This is a genomic window from Gordonia sp. JH63, from assembly GCF_009856645.1.
GTDB lineage: Bacteria > Actinomycetota > Actinomycetes > Mycobacteriales > Mycobacteriaceae > Gordonia > Gordonia hongkongensis.
In genome coordinates this window covers 1,061,314-1,076,527 of the sequence record NZ_CP047235.1, presented here as the reverse complement: position 1 = coordinate 1,076,527, position 15,214 = coordinate 1,061,314, and the positions used below count along the sequence as shown (strand labels likewise).

The following is a 15,214-nucleotide window of genomic DNA, read 5'->3' as shown; positions in this document are numbered from 1 at the left end:
GATCTTGAACGCGTTGCGTCCCACGCCCGTTACCGAGAACGCTCCGAACCGGTGGGTACGGTCGGATCGTGCGATGATGCCGCAGTGGGGATCGTTCGTTCACTTCTGATCGTGGCCGCGGCGGCGGTCGGCGCCTTCGTCTGCCTCATGGCCGGTGGAACGGCGGTGACCGCGGCGTTCCTTGCGGTCTTCCTGGTGATCGGAGGGTACGTCGGACTCGCCCATCCAACGTGGCTGCTGTGGATCCTGGCGGTGGTGATCGCTGTGCTGCCTGCTGGATATCTGCCCGGCACACCGATTCCCATGATCTTCGCGCTCACCGTCGCGGTGCTCCTCGCCACCGTGCTCCATACGCGGGAGGTACGGACGTTCGTCCCGCTGGAACGCGCCCTGTGCGTGCTCGTCGCCGTCGGCGGTGCCTCCGTCGTCGCAACCCTGCACGGCGCCGTCGACATCGTCGAGTACGTGAAATGGTCGAGCGCAGTCCTCCTTGTCGTGGCACTGTTGCGCCTTCGGCCCGACCAACTTCGGTTGTTCGGCCAGGTGTTCGTCGTCGCGTCCGCGGTGTCGGCGGGGCTGGGCCTCGTGATGCTGACCGTGGACAAGTCCGCGCGCACCTTCGATCTGCTGTCCCCCTTCGGGTATGACTCGGCATCGGCGGGACGCTTCGTGTTCAGCGGCGCGTCGGTCACCGCTCGCCTGTCCGGCACCTACATCGACCCGAACGCCGCGGGCATCGGCTTCCTCGCCGCCCTCATGATCAGCATGCTGGTCTTCGACGGCGGCCGGCGCTGGGTTCTCGCTGTCGTAATGTTCGCGGCGATCGCCATGACTCTGAGCCGCGCGGCGATATTCAGCGTCGTGCTGGGCCTGCTGCTGATGCTCGCATTTCACACCATGACGACCCGGGGTCGCGCCGTCATCGCCGGGTCGCTCGTCGGCGGAATGGTGCTGCTGGCCGCGTTCCCGGCGTCGCGTCGCCGGATCTTCTCCTCCTTCGGAGAAGACGACACCGGCTCCACCGCCCGGTCCGACGCACTGCGTGAGTTCCCGGGAAAGATGGACGGCCACTGGCTGTTCGGGCACGGATGGGGAATCGCCGAGTTCAAGGATCCCGAACAGGCCTTCACCATCAACTATGTTGCCAACGCACCGCTGCTGTCGGTGTATCGCGGCGGGATCTTCGTCGGAGTGGTGTTCACCGCGATCATGATCTACGGCTGCTACCTGGCCTATCGGTGCCTGCGCTCGAGCCGGCCGTGGGTGGCGTTCTACGGCGGCGGCTTCATCGCCTTCTTCGTGCTGGGTATGCAACTCGACTTCAGCACGGTGACCATCCCCGTCTCGGTCACCGATCTGTCCCTGATGCTGGTGTATCTGATCGTCGCCCTGCGGCTCACCGGACCACCGGGTACCCCGGCGCCGTCGCACCCCGAGAAACTCCCCGCCGCGGCATGAAACGCGCTCTCCGGGTCCTCGTCGGCGTCCTGGTCGTCGCCATTGTGGCCTCCGCCGTACTCGGCTACCAGTTGTTCACCCGCGACCACCAGGACCCGCTGCGCAAGGTGGACGCCATCGTCGTCCTGGGCGGCGAACACGACGGCCGCGAGGCCTACGGAATCGAGCTAGCGCGAAGGGGTTACGCCGATCACGTGCTGATCTCCGATCCCTACCGGCCGTATACGGAGTTCGACGCCATGATGCCCGGCGCCTGTTCGGCGGGGACCGCCACCATCACCGTCACGTGCTTCGAGCCGGAGCCCTCGACGACGCGCGGGGAGGCGATGTACGTCCGGCAGATGGCCCGGGAGCACAACTGGGACGACGTCATCGTCATCAGTTGGAGCTACCACCTGGTGCGGGCCCGGTTCATCTTCGGCCAGTGCTTCGACGGCGACGTCGTCATGCACGCGGTACCGCGCGACTACAGCGCCAACCCGGTTCTGTGGGCCGGCGTCTACGCGTACCAGTACGGCGGCCTGGCGAAGGCCGCCGTACTGGGTTGCTAGATCGGAGAGATCAGCCCCCGAAGATGTCGCGCAGGTGCTCGACCTCGGTGACGCGCTCGGCGTGGGTCGGCGCGGTGGGCGAGGCCAGGATGCACGTGACACCGGCCTCCCGGAACGCCGCGACCCGCTCGGCCACCTGGGCCTTGGAACCGATCAGCGACATCGACGTGACGAGGTCCTCGGGGACCGCGGCGGCGGCCTCCATCTTCTTGCCGTCGAGGTAGAGGTCCTGGATCAGCTTCGCCTCGTCGGTGTAGCCGTAGCGGATGGCGAGCTGGTTGTAGAAGTTCTTCCCACGGGCGCCCATCCCGCCGATGTACAGGGCGGCATGATGGCGCACGAGCTGCTTGGCGTTGTCGATCTGCTCGGCGTCGTCGGAGATGCGGGCGGTGGCCTGGACGACGATGCCCAGATCCCCCAGCGACGGATCGCGCTTGGCCTTGCCCGCCGCCAGCGACTCACCGAAGGCCGCGTCGATCTGCTCGGGGTGGAACAGGATCGGCTGCAGCTCGTCGAACATCTCCGCGGCCAACTCGATGTTCTTCGGGCCGATGGCGGCGAGGAGCAACGGGATGTTGTCGCGTACGGGGTGATTGATGATCTTCAGGGACTTGCCCAGTCCCGAGCCGCCATGCTCCTCGTCGAGCGGCAACGTGTAGTGCTTGCCCTGGTAGTTCAGCTTCTCGCGGCGCCAGACCATCCGGCAGATCTCGGCGTGCTCGCGGGCGCGTCCCAGCGGGTAGTCGTACTTGACGCCGTGGAATCCCTCGATCACCTGCGGACCGGATGCGCCGATACCGAGCACCGCGCGACCGCCGCTGATGTAGTCGAGGCCGGCCGCGGTCATCGCCAGGTTGGTGGGCGTCCGCGAGTACATCGGCAGGATCGCGGTCTGCAGTTCCATCGTCTCGGTCTTGGCCGCGATGTACCCCAGCTGCGAGACGGCGTCGAAGCTGTAGGCCTCCGGAACCGCGATGCGCTGCACGCCCGCGGCTTCGAAGTCCGCGAGGTTGTTGATGGTCTCGCGGAAGTCGCCCGCGTAGTTGATCGGCATGCCCAGCTTCATCGATGTCATGCCGACGGATTCTTCCACAGCGGCGACCGGTTTCCGAGGGTCTGTTGAACGTTCGATAGGTCGGCCCCGGCCGGGGACCCCGCGCACCGGAACTGTGCCCGATGTTTAGGTAAATGAGGGCGGTAGGTCCCACAATCGTCACCATGAGCGGCGAGATGCTGATCCTGGTGCTGTTGGTGGTCACAGCCCTCGGCTTCGACTTCACCAACGGCTTCCACGACACCGGCAACGCGATGGCGACGTCGATCGCCACCGGCGCCCTGAAGCCGAAGGTCGCGGTCGGGCTGTCGGCGTTGCTCAACCTGGTCGGCGCCTTCCTGTCCGTGGAGGTCGCGGCGACCATCACCAAGGACGTGCTGAACATCCAGCAGACCTCGGGACCCGACGCCGGGGAGCTGGTGGCCGGCTTGTCGGCGACGACGGCGCTGCTCATCATCTTCGCGGGCCTGATCGGCGGCATCCTGTGGAATCTCTTCACCTGGCTGTTCGGGCTGCCCTCGAGTTCGTCCCACGCCCTGTTCGGCGGGCTGATCGGTTCGGGCCTGGCCGCGATCGGTGTCAGCGGGATCAACTGGTCCGGGATCACCTCCAAGATCCTCATCCCCGCGCTGGCCGCACCGGTCATCGCCTGTCTGGTCGCGGCGTGCGGAACCTGGCTGGTCTTCGCGATCACCCGCCGGATCGCCGACCGGCAGAAGGAGGACGGCTTCCGCTACGGGCAGGTCGCCACCGCATCGCTGGTCTCGCTGGCCCACGGCACCGGAGACGCCCAGAAGACGATGGGTGTCATCGCGATGGCCCTCATCGCCACCGGACACCTCGAGGCGTCGAGCGTCAGCCACGGACTCCCCTTCTGGGTGGTGTTCAGCTGCGCCGCCGCCATCGCGATCGGCACCTACCTGGGCGGCTGGCGGATCATCCGCACCCTCGGCAAGGGACTCGTCGAGATCACCTCGCCGCAGGGCATGGCCGCCGAGGCGTCGTCGGCCGCCATCATCCTCACCTCGAGTGCCGCGGGCATGGCGCTCTCGACCACCCAGGTCGCGACCGGCTCCATCCTGGGTTCGGGGGTCGGCCGCAAAGGCGCCCAGGTCCGCTGGTCGGTCGCCGGCCGGATGGCCGTCGCCTGGGTGACGACCCTGCCCGCCGCCGGCGCGGTCGGTGCCGCCTGCTACTTCCTCGCGCACCTGTTCGGCGAAGTCACCGGGGCCCTCATCATCTTCGCGATCCTGGTCGTCGCGTCGGGCTACATGTACTGGCGCGCGCAGGAGAACAAGGTCGACCACGAGAACGTCAACGACGCCTGGGAGGGCGAGGCCCTCGCGGGCGAGGAGTGGGAGGAAACGGTCGCCACCGAGACGGACGACACGACCCTCCCGCTGCCACCGGTCATCCCGGCCGAGATCATCGTGCAGCACGACCCGGAGAGGAGCGCCTGAGAATGGAGACGTTCGAGGCCATCGGCAAAGTCCTCATCATCGGACTGGTACTGGGAGCGGGACTGCCCGCGCTGTTCGCAGTCGGGTTGCGTCTGCGGTCCCTCGCCGAGGGTTCCGTCGCCGCCGACGGAACGACCTCCGATCCGCATCCCGCGCTGAAGCCCGTGGCGTACCTCATCTTCGGCGTCGTCATCCTGGTGATCGTCGTCGGGATCCTCTGGATCACCCGGCAAACGATCTTCTACTACACCGGCGTCAAGATCTTCCCGTTCGGCTACAAGTGATCGTCCCCGCTTCTGATCGGAGACACCCCGTGGACCGCCCGACACTTCTGCAGAAGGTCGTGGAGTGGTTGCGCGCCGGCTACCCCGACGGCGTCCCGCACAACGACTACATACCGCTCGTGGCGCTGCTGCGCCGGCAGCTGACCGACGACGAGGTGAGCCAGGTGTCGGCGGAGCTGGCCCGCGAGTCCCCGCCGCCACCCGAACCGATATCGCGGATCGACGCGGCGGTGAAGATCACCCACTACACCCATGAACTGCCGCACGAGGACGACATCGCGCGGGTACGCGCACACCTCGTCGCCCGCGGATGGCCGTTCAGCGACGACCCCGATCCTGATGGGGACGGTCCGACCGATGGGGACCTGCCCTGAGGACCCTGCGAACCCTGCCGCTGCCGTCGACCGCCGCCGTGCTCGACCACGTCGACGACCTCCGGGCGATCCTCGACGGTTCCTCGGCCTTCCTGCCCGTGCCCGACGACGCCCGCGCCGCAGCCGAACTCGCCTCGGCGCTGCAGGTGGGCGCACCCATCGACGACCCCGTGTCCCTCGTGGTCTCGACATCGGGGTCGACGGGCACCCCCAAGGGCGCGCAACACACTCCGGCGACCCTCGCCGCGTCGTCGCGGGCCACCGCCGATCATCTGGGCGGGCCGGGCAACTGGCTGCTGGCGCTGGCCCCGCACCACATCGCCGGCCTGCAGGTCCTGCTCCGGGCGCTGACCGCCGGGCAGACGCCCGTGGTCCTGAACATGCGGGCCGGTTTCGATCCCGAGGTCTACGCCCGCGCCGTACGCGACTTCGAGGGTCCGCGGCGATACACCTCGCTGGTGCCCACCCAGCTCGTCAAGGTTCTCGACCAGCCCGCCGCGACCGCCGCCTCGCGGGAGCTCGACGCCATCCTCGTCGGCGGTGCGGCCACCCCGAAACCGTTGTGGGACAGAGCGGTCGACGAAGGTCTCCCGGTCGTCGCGACATACGGGATGAGCGAGACCGCCGGAGGGTGCGTCTACGACGGGCGACCACTCGACGGCGTCGCGGTCCGCATCGCCGATCCGGCACCCGACGGGGTGGGGCGCGTACTGCTCGGCGGTCCGGTCGTCGCCTCCGGCTATCGCAATCTGCCCGACCATCCGGCCTTCGCCGAGCCGGGCTGGTTCCGCACCGACGACCTCGGCCGCGTCGACGACGCCGGACTGCTCTCGATCGTCGGCCGCGCCGACGAGGCCATCTCGACCGGCGGCCTGACCGTCGTACCGCAGGTCGTCGAGGCCGTGATCGCCGACGACCCGGCGGTCGCCGAATGCGTCGTCGTCGGACTCCCCGACGACCGGCTCGGCGAGGCGGTCACCGCATTCGTCGTCGTCCGTCCCGGAGAACGCCTCGACGTCAACCGCATTCGCGATTCGGTCACCGAGCGGCTCGACAAGTACGCGGCCCCCCGGCGGGTCGTCGAACTCGACGCCCTCCCCCTCCGCGGACCCGGCAAGTACGACCGTCGCGCGTTACGGGCCCGCTTCGGTGCGCAGATGTAGTGTGTCGTCGCGCCTGGCGCAACGATGTGCGACAACTGCAGTTCAGGCGGCGGTCGCAAGTGCCTGGGAGATCGACGTAGCGACGTACTCCGCTCGGTCGCGGAGGTCACCCCAGGTGTAGTTCAGCACCGTCCAACCCGCCGCGATGAGCGCATTGCGTCGGGTGCGGTCACGCTGAAACGTCTTCGCGTCACGGTGGAAGGCGAACCCGTCGATCTCCACCGCCACCATCCGGTCGAGGAAGGCGAAGTCGATCTCGTACCCACAGGTCGGATGGTTCGCCACCCACCCTTCGATACCCGCGGTCCGGAGGATCGTGACAGCGAGCCGCTCGGCGGCCGACCGCGCACCCGATTCCAGCAGTTGGACCATCGAACCCATGTCCGCCGCGCCGACGCACCGGCGCCGCCGCTCGTAGGCCTCGACGAGACGCTCGACCGTGGTGCGCCGCTGCTGCAGCGCAGCATCGATGACCTCGCCGCCGCCCTCTACCGCACCCTCCAAAACCGACAACGCGACCCCGGTGACCGGTAGCCCGTCCCGGGTCAGCACGTCGGCGTCGGCGAGAGCGCGGTTGAGAATCCGGACTCCCGTCACCGGATGACCGTGGCGGCCGCGAAGAGCGGTGACCGTGGGCAAGGCGGGTGGGGCTTCGACGATCCCATGCCACCATGCGGCAGCGAGTCCCGAGAGGACCCCGTGAGTGCCGACGGCCAGCGTCGCGGTCCGGATTCGCGTCCTGTCGGTCTCGGGGTGGTCGGCGAGCCGATAGACACGAGGATGCACCGATACCCACTCGCCGGCCCGCACCCGACGGTGCACCGCCGACCGGTTGATGCCGTGTCCGCGGGCATCGGCAACGGTGAACACGCCGTCCTGGTCGAGGGCGAACGCCCGAAAGTCCGGCGGAAGATGCATGACCTTCATACGCACCTGCGCCGCAACCGGTTCCATCGCTCGACGTCCCCCGCAGATGTAGTGTGTCGTCGCGCCAGGCGCCACGAAGTTCTACACCTGCCGGGCAGCCGCCGGCTCGCGCGCGCGGCCGTGACACGATGAACCCCGTGGCTACCCCCTCGCAGTGGATCCAGGGCGCTCGTCCGCGCACGCTCCCCAACGCGATCGCGCCGGTCGTGGTCGGTGTCGGCGCGGCGGCGCACTCCGGCGACGTCACGTGGTGGAAGTCCGTACTCGCGCTGGCGGTGGCCGTCGCGTTCATCATCGGCGTGAACTTCGCCAACGACTACTCCGACGGCGTGCGGGGGACCGACGACGACCGGGTCGGTCCGATGCGCCTGGTCGGGTCGGGCGCCGCCTCGCCGAAGGCCGTGAAGACCGCCGCGTTCCTGTGCTTCGGGATCGGCGCGGTCTGCGGGCTCGTCCTCGCCATCGCGACGGCGTGGTGGCTCGTGCTGGTCGGCGCGATCTGCATCGCCGGCGCCTGGTTCTACACCGGCGGCAAGCGCCCATACGGCTACGCCGGCTGGGGCGAGGTCGCGGTGTTCACCTTCTTCGGGCTCGTGGCCGTCCTCGGCACCCAGTTCGTCTCCGCCGGCCGCGTCGACTGGGTCGGACTGGCCGGCGCGATCGCGATCGGCGCGATCTCGAGCAGCGTGCTGGTCGTCAACAACCTCCGAGACATCCCCAGCGACACCGAATCCGGCAAGATCACCCTCGCCGTGCGCCTCGGTGACGCCCGGACCCGGATCCTGTTCGCCGTGCTTCTCCTGACTCCGCTCGCGATGAGCGTGGTCCTGGCGTTCGCGACCCCCTGGGCGCTGCTCGGACTGGTGACGTTCCCACTGCTGTGGCAGGCCTACGCCCCGGTCCGAACCGGGGCGGCCGGACCGGGACTGATCCCGTCGATCGGGACGACCGGCAAGGCGATGCTCGCCTGGGCGGTCGTCACGGCGGTCTCGCTCGCGCTCACCTGACGGACCTCGACGCCAGACCTGCGCCGACGATCAGACCTGCGCCTCGACGTCGGGCAGGCTCGCCACGACCGCGGCGCGGAGTTCGTCGGCCGTGGTGGCGGACTCGATCAACGCCCGCGACGCGTCGTCGGCGGTGTCGATGATCCCCAGCAACAGGTACTCCGCGCGGAGGCGGCGGTCACCCCGTTCCCGCGCGATCTCCATGGCCCGGCCGAACACCGTCCGGGTGTCGTCCGCGAAACGCGGACGGGCGCCCCGGCCCCGCGGTCCGCGCCGGCCGCGCCCCGGCTCCCAGGGCCCCTCGCCGCCGAACGGTCCGCCCGGTCCGAAACTTCCCGGCCCGAAACCCTCCGGCCCCAAACCACCCGGCCCGAAACCCTCTGGCCCGAGACCCTGTGGGCCGCAATCCGGCCGGGGTCCGCGACCGCGACCATGGTGCCGGTGCCCCCGACGCCCGTGACCACGTCCTCGAGGGCCGCGCTGGGCACGCTCGCCCCAGCCGTCGGACAGGTCCTCACCGAAGCGCCCGCGCACCGCGTCCCGGACCTTGTCGAGGTCGATCCCGATGCCGCGCAGGGCTTCTCGATCCTCCTCATAGCGTTCGCGAGCCGACTCGTCGTCGGCGGTCTCCGCGGCGTCGGACCGTTCCGCGTGCTCGTCGTGATACTTCCGAACCACCTCCCGGGCCGACGTCAGCGCTAGCCCCTGGTCGGCCAGCAGCGCGAACAACGGGCTGCGGGCGTTGCAGAGCATGCCCAGGATCAGGTGGTCGTTGCCGAGTTGCCGGTGACCCAGGTCGCCGGCCTCCTGCGTGGCGAAAGCCAGCAGCATCTTGTCATCGCGACTGATTCGCTCAAACATCTGTGTCTCCTTCTGGCCCACTCGCGCGGGCCTCACGTTGTGAGTGCTTCTGATGCACGGCCTGTCGGCTGATCTGCAGCACTTCTGCGATCGCCTGCCAGCTCCACCCGTGGGCACGGGCGTTGGCCACCTGCACGTCCTCGAGTCGGTCGGCCAGGGTGCGCAGGGCGCGTACCGCGGCCAAGCCCCTCGCCGGATCGCCGCTCGCGGCGTCTCCGGCCAGCTCGGCGCTCGGTGCGTCGGGTGCGGTGTCGGTGCTGTGGTCGTCGTGCATGATGTCAGGTTATGTTGACATCCCGCTCGTGTCAAGAATAGTTGACGAGCCGGGCATGGCGCATCTCGCCCGACCGCGCCCCCGCGACGGGACTACTCGTTCTGGATCGACTCGCTGATGTTCATCCGCCCGGCCCGGACCGCGGGGACGAAGGCACCGATCAGGCAGAGGGCCACGGCGATGGTCACGAAAAGCAGGGCCGACGGCCGTGGCGAGTACAGCACCGTCAGGGACGTCGTGATGGTCAGGATCTGGTTGCTGAGCAGATGCATGGCGGCACCGAGGACGACGCCGAGGACCGACCCGACCAGGGCGACCGCTCCCGCCTCGGCGAGCACCGTCCGCGAGACGAACCGGCGGGAGGCCCCCATCGCCCGCAGGACGCCCAGTTCGCGTCGTCGTTCGAGGACCGACAGCAGCAGCGTGTTGAGCAGTGCGATCGCGGCCGCACCGGCGACGATCCACTGGATGGCGACCGCGAACGCGCCCGCCTGCTCGACAGTGGCCTGGGTGGCCGCGAGGGCCTCGGCACCGCTGTAGACACTGATGGGCTTGTTGCCCGTCGTCGGGACGCCGTCGACGAGCGCCTCGAGGTCCCGGCGGACCTGCTCCGGGTCGGCATCGGGCGAGGTGATCACCTGCAGGTAGGTGTCGCCGTCGCGATCGAACCACTCCCCCAGCAACTCCTGCGACATGGCCGCCACACCGGAGTCGAGGGAGACATAGTCGACGGTGTCGCGCACGACCGTCTGCCGCGGACCGTTGGGGGTCGCGAGTTCCACCGTGTCGCCCGTGCCCACGCCCAATGCGCGGGCCAAGACGTTCGACATCAGGATGCCGTCGCCGGCGAGGACGCTCGCCACCGCTTCCGGCGACGCCTTGCGCATGAACGGTGCGCGCGAACCCGGCTCGAGCCCTTGCACATTCGCCTTGCTCTCGCCGATGTTGACCGCGGCCCACTGACCACCGACGACCTCGGTGACCCCGGGAACCGCCGCAACGCGTTCGGCCACCGAGGGCGGCAGGATCGGACCCAGGGGCAGGCTCGCGGCCGACGTCGACGACACGTAGAAGTCCGGATCCCCCAGTCCGTCGAGCGATTTCGACATCGACGAGACGAGGTTGTCCAGCGCTCCCGACGTCCCCATGCCGACCGCGATGGCCACCGCGACCGTCATCAGCGTCGCCCACGCGCGCCGCGGGGCGCGCTCGCTGTTCACCGAGGCGAGCTGTCCGGGGCCACCGAACCAGCGCGCCACCCGAACCACCGCCCAGGCCAGCGGTTTCGACAGCGCGAAGCACAGCAGCAGCGCGCCGACCAGATAGAAGACGCCGGCCACGATGGCCGGGCGGCCCGGCACGGTTGCCACGACCACCCACGACGCGATCAGGCCGGCGACCCCGAGCACCGCGGCGATCACCACCGCGGGACCACGCCGCGCGGCGGAGTCCGACACCTCGACCGGAGCCATCGCCTCCACCGGCGAGACCGCGAACACCGCCCGCGCGGCCAGCGTCGTCGCCGCGACACACGCGACCACGCAGGCGATCACCGCCGCCGCGGGCGCGTATCCGGGCAGGTGGTAGTTGATGACGGTGCCGACGGAATCGGCCGGGGGTTCGGGCAGGCTGCTGATCACCGCCCGCCCGGCCAGGATTCCGAGGGGGATACCGAGTACGCCGCCGACGAGACCCATCAGCGCGGCCTCGCCGAGCATGTCCCCGACGAGGTGAGACCGCTTGGCCCCCAACGCCCGGATCATCGCCAGCGACCTCCGCCGCGACGCCACCGCCATGTTCATCGTGTTGAACACCAGGAAGGCGGCGATCACCAGCGACACGAGCGAGACCAGCAGGGTCGCATCGCGGGTCACCGAACTCGCGACCTCGGCCTGCTTGGCGCGGAAGTCCGGATCGACCACCACCGCACGGCCGTCCACGATGCCCTGCACCTGCGAGCGCACGGCGGACACATCGGCGTCGGGCTCGGTCACGATGAGGATCGAGTCGAGCCGGCCCTCGAGTCCGACGAGTCGCTGCGCGAGGTCGACGTAGGCGAAGAGAAAACGGCCGTTGTTGAGACCGGCGGCCTGTTCGTTGTCCGCGACCTCGAGGACCTCGACCTCGATCCCGTTGACGGTCAATCGGTCTCCGCGGTCGAGCCCGAGTCCCGGGCCGACGAACACGCCGGTGCGCAGTCGGTCCAGGTCGACGGTGCCCGGACCGGTCCCGGCCTGCCCCTGTCGCAGGGCGCCGCGCAGACTGCCCGAGAGCTGGGTGACGCGCTGATCGGAGCCGAGCAGCGGCACGGCCGAACCGTCGACGACGACCGACCCGCGGATCATCGGCACGACGGCCGCCGCCGCATCGACGTCGCGACGGATCTCGCCGGCCAGCGACTCGTCGACGCCGGTGTCGGTGATGCCGGCGACCTCGATGTCGGCGACCCCCGACACCGCATTGTTGAAGTCCCGCACCGATTCCGACGCCGACCCGTAGGTGCCGAGCACCGCGATCAGCAACGCCGACGACACGACCACCACCACCAGCGAGGTGAGCAGGCGCAGCCGGTGGGTACGGATCTCGCGCAGGTTCAGCAGGCGGATGCGGGTGAGACCGGCGGCTAGGGCGGCGGCCCGAGAACCCCGTCCCGCCACTAGGCGATCTTCCCGTCGCGGACCGTGATGGTGGTGTCGGCGACCGCGGCGGCCTTCGGGTCGTGGGTCACCATCACCACCAGCCGGTCGGGGGTGTCGTGGGCGACCTCGGAGAGCAGTTCGAGTACCGCCTCACCCGTCTTGGAGTCCAGGTTGCCGGTCGGTTCGTCGGCGAGCAGGATCGTCGGATCCATGATGAGCGAGCGGGCGATCGCGACCCGCTGCATCTGGCCGCCGGACAGCTCCGAGGGCCGATGGTCGATTCGATCGCCGAGTCCGACCCGCGCAAGCAGTTCCACGGCACGGGGTTTCGCCTTGCGGAGCGACTGGTTGTCGAGCAGTCGCGGCAGCGCGACGTTCTCCCACGCCGACATCGTCGGCACGAGGTTGAAGAACTGGAAGATGAACCCGACGCGGTTGCGCCGGAACTCGGAGGCGGCGGTGTCGTCGAGCGCCCCGAGGTCGACGCCGTCGATGCTGATCCGGCCCGACGTCGGGGTGTCGAGAGCTCCGAGTACGTGCAGCAGGGTGCTCTTGCCCGCTCCCGACGGGCCGACCACCGAGACGAACTGACCGCCGTCGATGGACAGGTTCAGACCGTCGAGGGCGCGAACCCGTTCCTCGCCCATCTGGTACTCACGCACCAGATCGACCGCTTCCACCAGGGCACTTCCGGTGCCGGGCGTCCGCCCGGGTTCCATCGACACTCCCGGATCGTAACCCACCCGCGGCGGCCGGCCCGGGTCTCAGGCGGTCCAGCGGCCGGTGGCGAGGAACTGGTCGAGCACCGTCTCGGCGGGGCCGAGGTCGAACGAACCGGCGGCGAGCCAGTCGTCGTCGAAGTAGGTCGTCGCGTACCGATCCCCGGAGTCACACAGCAGGGTGACGATACTGCCGGGCGTGCGCGCGGCGACCATCTCGGCGACGAGCGAGAAGGCCCCCCACATGTTGGTGCCGGTGGATCCGCCGACGCGGCGGCCCAGGAGGTCGCTCACGCGCCGCGCGGTCGCGATCGACGCCGCATCGGGCACCCCGATCATGCGGTCGATGACCTGCGAGATGAACGACGGCTCGACCCGCGGCCGGCCGATGCCCTCGATGCGCGAGCCGGTCTGGGCGGTCAGCGTGCCGTCCGACGACGCGTAGGCCGGCAGGAACACCGAGTTCTCCGGGTCGACCACGGCCAGCCAGGTGTCGTGGCGCCGGTAGCGCACATACCGTCCGAGAGTCGCCGACGTACCACCGGTACCCGCCCCCACGACGATCCAGGTGGGGATCGGATGCTCTTCCTCGGCCAGTTGGGCGAAGATCGACTCGGCGATGTTGTTGTTGCCGCGCCAGTCGGTCGCACGCTCGGCCATCGTGAACTGGTCGATGAAGTGGCCGCCGAGTTCGGCCTCGAGACGCAGCGCCTCGGCATAGACCTCGCCGGGGTGGTCGACGAAATGGCACCGCCCGCCGTGGCGTTCGATGAGTGCCGTCTTCGCGGGCGAGGTGCTCCGCGTCATCACCGCGATGAACGGGACCCCGATCAGTTCGGCGAAGTAGGCCTCGCTGACCGCCGTCGACCCCGACGACGCCTCGATCACCGGCGTGCCCTCGACGACCCACCCGTTGCACAGCGCATAGAGGAACAGCGAACGCGCGAGCCGGTGCTTCAGCGAACCCGTCGGATGGGTCGACTCGTCCTTGACATAGAGGTCCACGCCGACGTCGCGGATCGTGTCGCCGTCGGCGACGGTCCAGCGCGACCATGCGGGCAGCGCGACGCGGAGGAGATGGGTGTCGGCACTGCGCCGGCCGTCGGCCTCGATGAGGCGGACGGCGTTCTGGGTCCAGGCCCGATCAGCGCGACGGTCGACGACTCGCGTGGGTTCCACGGGTCGTCGAACTCACTTCTCGCCGCGGAGCCGAGCCTGCAGGTCGTCGTGCTTGGAACGGCGACCGGCCTCCAGTGCCGCGATCTCGCTGTTGACCTTCAGACGCAGGGTCTTGAACAGGACCATGCCGAGCGGGAGTGCGATCAGCACCCCGAACACCGCCGCCACGAGGAATGGCACCTCGACGCCCACCAGGTTGCCGCCGACCATGATGATCACCACGACCGCGGTGACGAGCAGCAGACGCGCGAACGTGTATGCGAACAGGGCGAACGCGAGGGTCATCGGGCGTCCACCCGCCTGCGGCGTGGCGTCGCCGGCCGTGGTCTCGCGGGTGGCCGCGTCGGGCGTGGCCTTCTTGCCGGGGGTGGGGTCGGGCGTTTCACTCACCCCCTCAGCGTACTGGGCGGTCTCGGCGCTCCCGCAGGTCGCGGGCCTTTGCATGCTCTTTACCTCCCACTGACGGTTCGAGTACCTGGGCGATTTGCGTGTATTCATAAGGAACTCGTCCACCACCGTGCAGAGCCGCTTCGCCATCTCGGCGCACCGACCGAGCACTCCAACACGCACAGGGGGAATCATGACCAGCATCGAGACCGCACCGCCCACGACCTACATCACCCCGGGACTGGCCAGTCAGCACACGTTGACACCCGGCCAGGTCGCCGCGATGTTCAACGTGAATCCCAAGACGGTCGCCCGCTGGGCGAGCTCCGGCATCCTCGGCTCGATCCGCACCCCGGGCGGCCACCGACGCTTCCGCGAGGAGGACGTCGTCGCCTTGCTCAACCGCCGCGCCCACTGACCCGGCGGCACTGTCGTTCTCCCGACGACCCGACGCCCGGCCGGACCTCATCCGATCGGCGGAGATGTGCGGGTCAGGTCGGCTTTCGTCCTGACCTCTCAGGCGTCTCACGTACGCTGGTCGTCGGGAGGTTGTCATGATCTATCTGTTCGCCGTTCTGGGTCTGCTGGCCATCGGTTTCCTCATGTGGCGCGCCTTCGGACCCCACTCCGACGAGTCCGGCGACACCCCTTCGCCCGGCCCGCGCCGATCCCGTCCCCGCGGCCCGCTCGGCCCCGACGACGACCCTGATTTCCTGCGCGACCTGGACAATCGCACCCGCGGCACCAACGGCACCGACGGTGACGAGATCTGAGGCGTGACGCGCCACCGAAAAGCTGAGACCAGGTTCAGAACGTCTCTGCGGAACATACCCGTGGGTAGGGTATTGTCCTCTTCACCATCGACCCCCCGATGGCT

17 protein-coding genes are annotated in these 15,214 nt (G+C 69.2%); 9 read left to right on the top strand and 8 right to left on the bottom strand.

Going from position 1 to position 15,214, the window contains the following annotated elements; all coding sequences use genetic code 11:
• The first annotated feature begins 84 nt into the window (after positions 1-84).
• Together GR168_RS04895 and GR168_RS04890 are read left to right on the top strand one after the other, a co-directional pair.
• The gene (locus tag GR168_RS04895; protein ID WP_159370175.1) at positions 85-1,458 is read left to right on the top strand and encodes an O-antigen ligase family protein; all 1,374 of its coding nucleotides are present in this window, start codon (positions 85-87) and stop codon (positions 1,456-1,458) included.
• Positions 1,455-2,009, top strand: a complete 555-nt coding sequence (locus GR168_RS04890) for a YdcF family protein (protein WP_159370174.1) — start codon at positions 1,455-1,457, stop codon at positions 2,007-2,009. Before GR168_RS04895 ends, GR168_RS04890 begins: the two co-directional genes overlap by 4 nt.
• Positions 2,010-2,019: 10 nt before the next feature.
• On the opposite strand, the gene GR168_RS04885 is transcribed toward GR168_RS04890, so the two are convergent.
• Entirely contained in the window at positions 2,020-3,084 is a 1,065-nt protein-coding gene (locus GR168_RS04885) for an LLM class F420-dependent oxidoreductase (protein ID WP_068970733.1), read from the bottom strand.
• 143 nt (positions 3,085-3,227) lie between these two features.
• On the opposite strand from GR168_RS04885, the gene GR168_RS04880 reads away from it, so the two are divergent.
• From GR168_RS04880 to menE, 4 genes are read left to right on the top strand one after another with little or no spacing between them, the layout of a single operon-like run.
• Positions 3,228-4,523, top strand: a complete 1,296-nt coding sequence (locus GR168_RS04880; protein WP_159370173.1) for an inorganic phosphate transporter — start codon at positions 3,228-3,230, stop codon at positions 4,521-4,523.
• 2 nt (positions 4,524-4,525) lie between these two features.
• The gene (locus tag GR168_RS04875) at positions 4,526-4,807 is read left to right on the top strand and encodes a hypothetical protein (RefSeq protein ID WP_159370172.1); all 282 of its coding nucleotides are present in this window, start codon (positions 4,526-4,528) and stop codon (positions 4,805-4,807) included.
• 29 nt (positions 4,808-4,836) lie between these two features.
• Positions 4,837-5,181, top strand: a complete 345-nt coding sequence (locus GR168_RS04870; RefSeq protein ID WP_159370171.1) for a DUF3349 domain-containing protein — start codon at positions 4,837-4,839, stop codon at positions 5,179-5,181.
• Between the two features lie 38 nt (positions 5,182-5,219).
• The gene (gene menE, locus GR168_RS04865) at positions 5,220-6,344 is read left to right on the top strand and encodes an o-succinylbenzoate--CoA ligase (protein WP_238995018.1); all 1,125 of its coding nucleotides are present in this window, start codon (positions 5,220-5,222) and stop codon (positions 6,342-6,344) included.
• Positions 6,345-6,386: 42 nt separating this feature from the next.
• On the opposite strand, the gene GR168_RS04860 is transcribed toward menE, so the two are convergent.
• Positions 6,387-7,262, bottom strand: a complete 876-nt coding sequence (locus tag GR168_RS04860; protein ID WP_159371826.1) for a type IV toxin-antitoxin system AbiEi family antitoxin domain-containing protein — start codon at positions 7,260-7,262, stop codon at positions 6,387-6,389.
• Positions 7,263-7,408: 146 nt separating this feature from the next.
• Between GR168_RS04860 and GR168_RS04855 the strand changes: the two genes are divergently transcribed.
• Positions 7,409-8,278, top strand: a complete 870-nt coding sequence (locus tag GR168_RS04855; RefSeq protein WP_159370170.1) for a 1,4-dihydroxy-2-naphthoate polyprenyltransferase — start codon at positions 7,409-7,411, stop codon at positions 8,276-8,278.
• A 30-nt stretch (positions 8,279-8,308) separates the two neighbouring features.
• On the opposite strand, the gene GR168_RS04850 is transcribed toward GR168_RS04855, so the two are convergent.
• From GR168_RS04850 to GR168_RS23855, 6 genes are all read right to left on the bottom strand, one after another.
• Positions 8,309-9,139, bottom strand: a complete 831-nt coding sequence (locus GR168_RS04850) for a Clp protease N-terminal domain-containing protein (protein ID WP_159370169.1) — start codon at positions 9,137-9,139, stop codon at positions 8,309-8,311.
• A complete protein-coding gene (locus GR168_RS04845) occupies positions 9,132-9,413 on the bottom strand; it encodes a hypothetical protein (RefSeq protein ID WP_065629224.1) in 282 nt (93 codons plus the stop codon). The genes GR168_RS04850 and GR168_RS04845 overlap by 8 nt, the downstream gene beginning before the upstream one ends.
• A gap of 92 nt (positions 9,414-9,505) precedes the next feature.
• On the bottom strand, positions 9,506-12,070 hold the full coding sequence (locus tag GR168_RS04840) for an ABC transporter permease (RefSeq protein WP_159370168.1): 2,565 nt from the start codon (positions 12,068-12,070) through the stop codon (positions 9,506-9,508).
• Complete coding sequence (locus tag GR168_RS04835) at positions 12,070-12,771, bottom strand: ABC transporter ATP-binding protein (protein ID WP_159371825.1); 702 nt, start codon at positions 12,769-12,771, stop codon at positions 12,070-12,072. The genes GR168_RS04840 and GR168_RS04835 overlap by 1 nt, the downstream gene beginning before the upstream one ends.
• A gap of 45 nt (positions 12,772-12,816) precedes the next feature.
• Positions 12,817-13,950: a PLP-dependent cysteine synthase family protein gene (locus tag GR168_RS04830; RefSeq protein WP_159370167.1), complete on the bottom strand. Its 1,134-nt coding sequence runs from the start codon at positions 13,948-13,950 to the stop codon at positions 12,817-12,819.
• Positions 13,951-13,962: 12 nt separating this feature from the next.
• Positions 13,963-14,235, bottom strand: coding sequence for a DUF4229 domain-containing protein (locus GR168_RS23855; RefSeq protein WP_223258954.1), 273 nt, complete (start codon positions 14,233-14,235; stop codon positions 13,963-13,965).
• A 295-nt stretch (positions 14,236-14,530) separates the two neighbouring features.
• On the opposite strand from GR168_RS23855, the gene GR168_RS04820 reads away from it, so the two are divergent.
• Positions 14,531-14,755, top strand: coding sequence for a BldC family transcriptional regulator (locus GR168_RS04820; RefSeq protein ID WP_058252666.1), 225 nt, complete (start codon positions 14,531-14,533; stop codon positions 14,753-14,755).
• A 136-nt stretch (positions 14,756-14,891) separates the two neighbouring features.
• Positions 14,892-15,110, top strand: coding sequence for a hypothetical protein (locus GR168_RS04815; protein WP_058252665.1), 219 nt, complete (start codon positions 14,892-14,894; stop codon positions 15,108-15,110).
• Positions 15,111-15,214 lie beyond the last annotated feature (104 nt).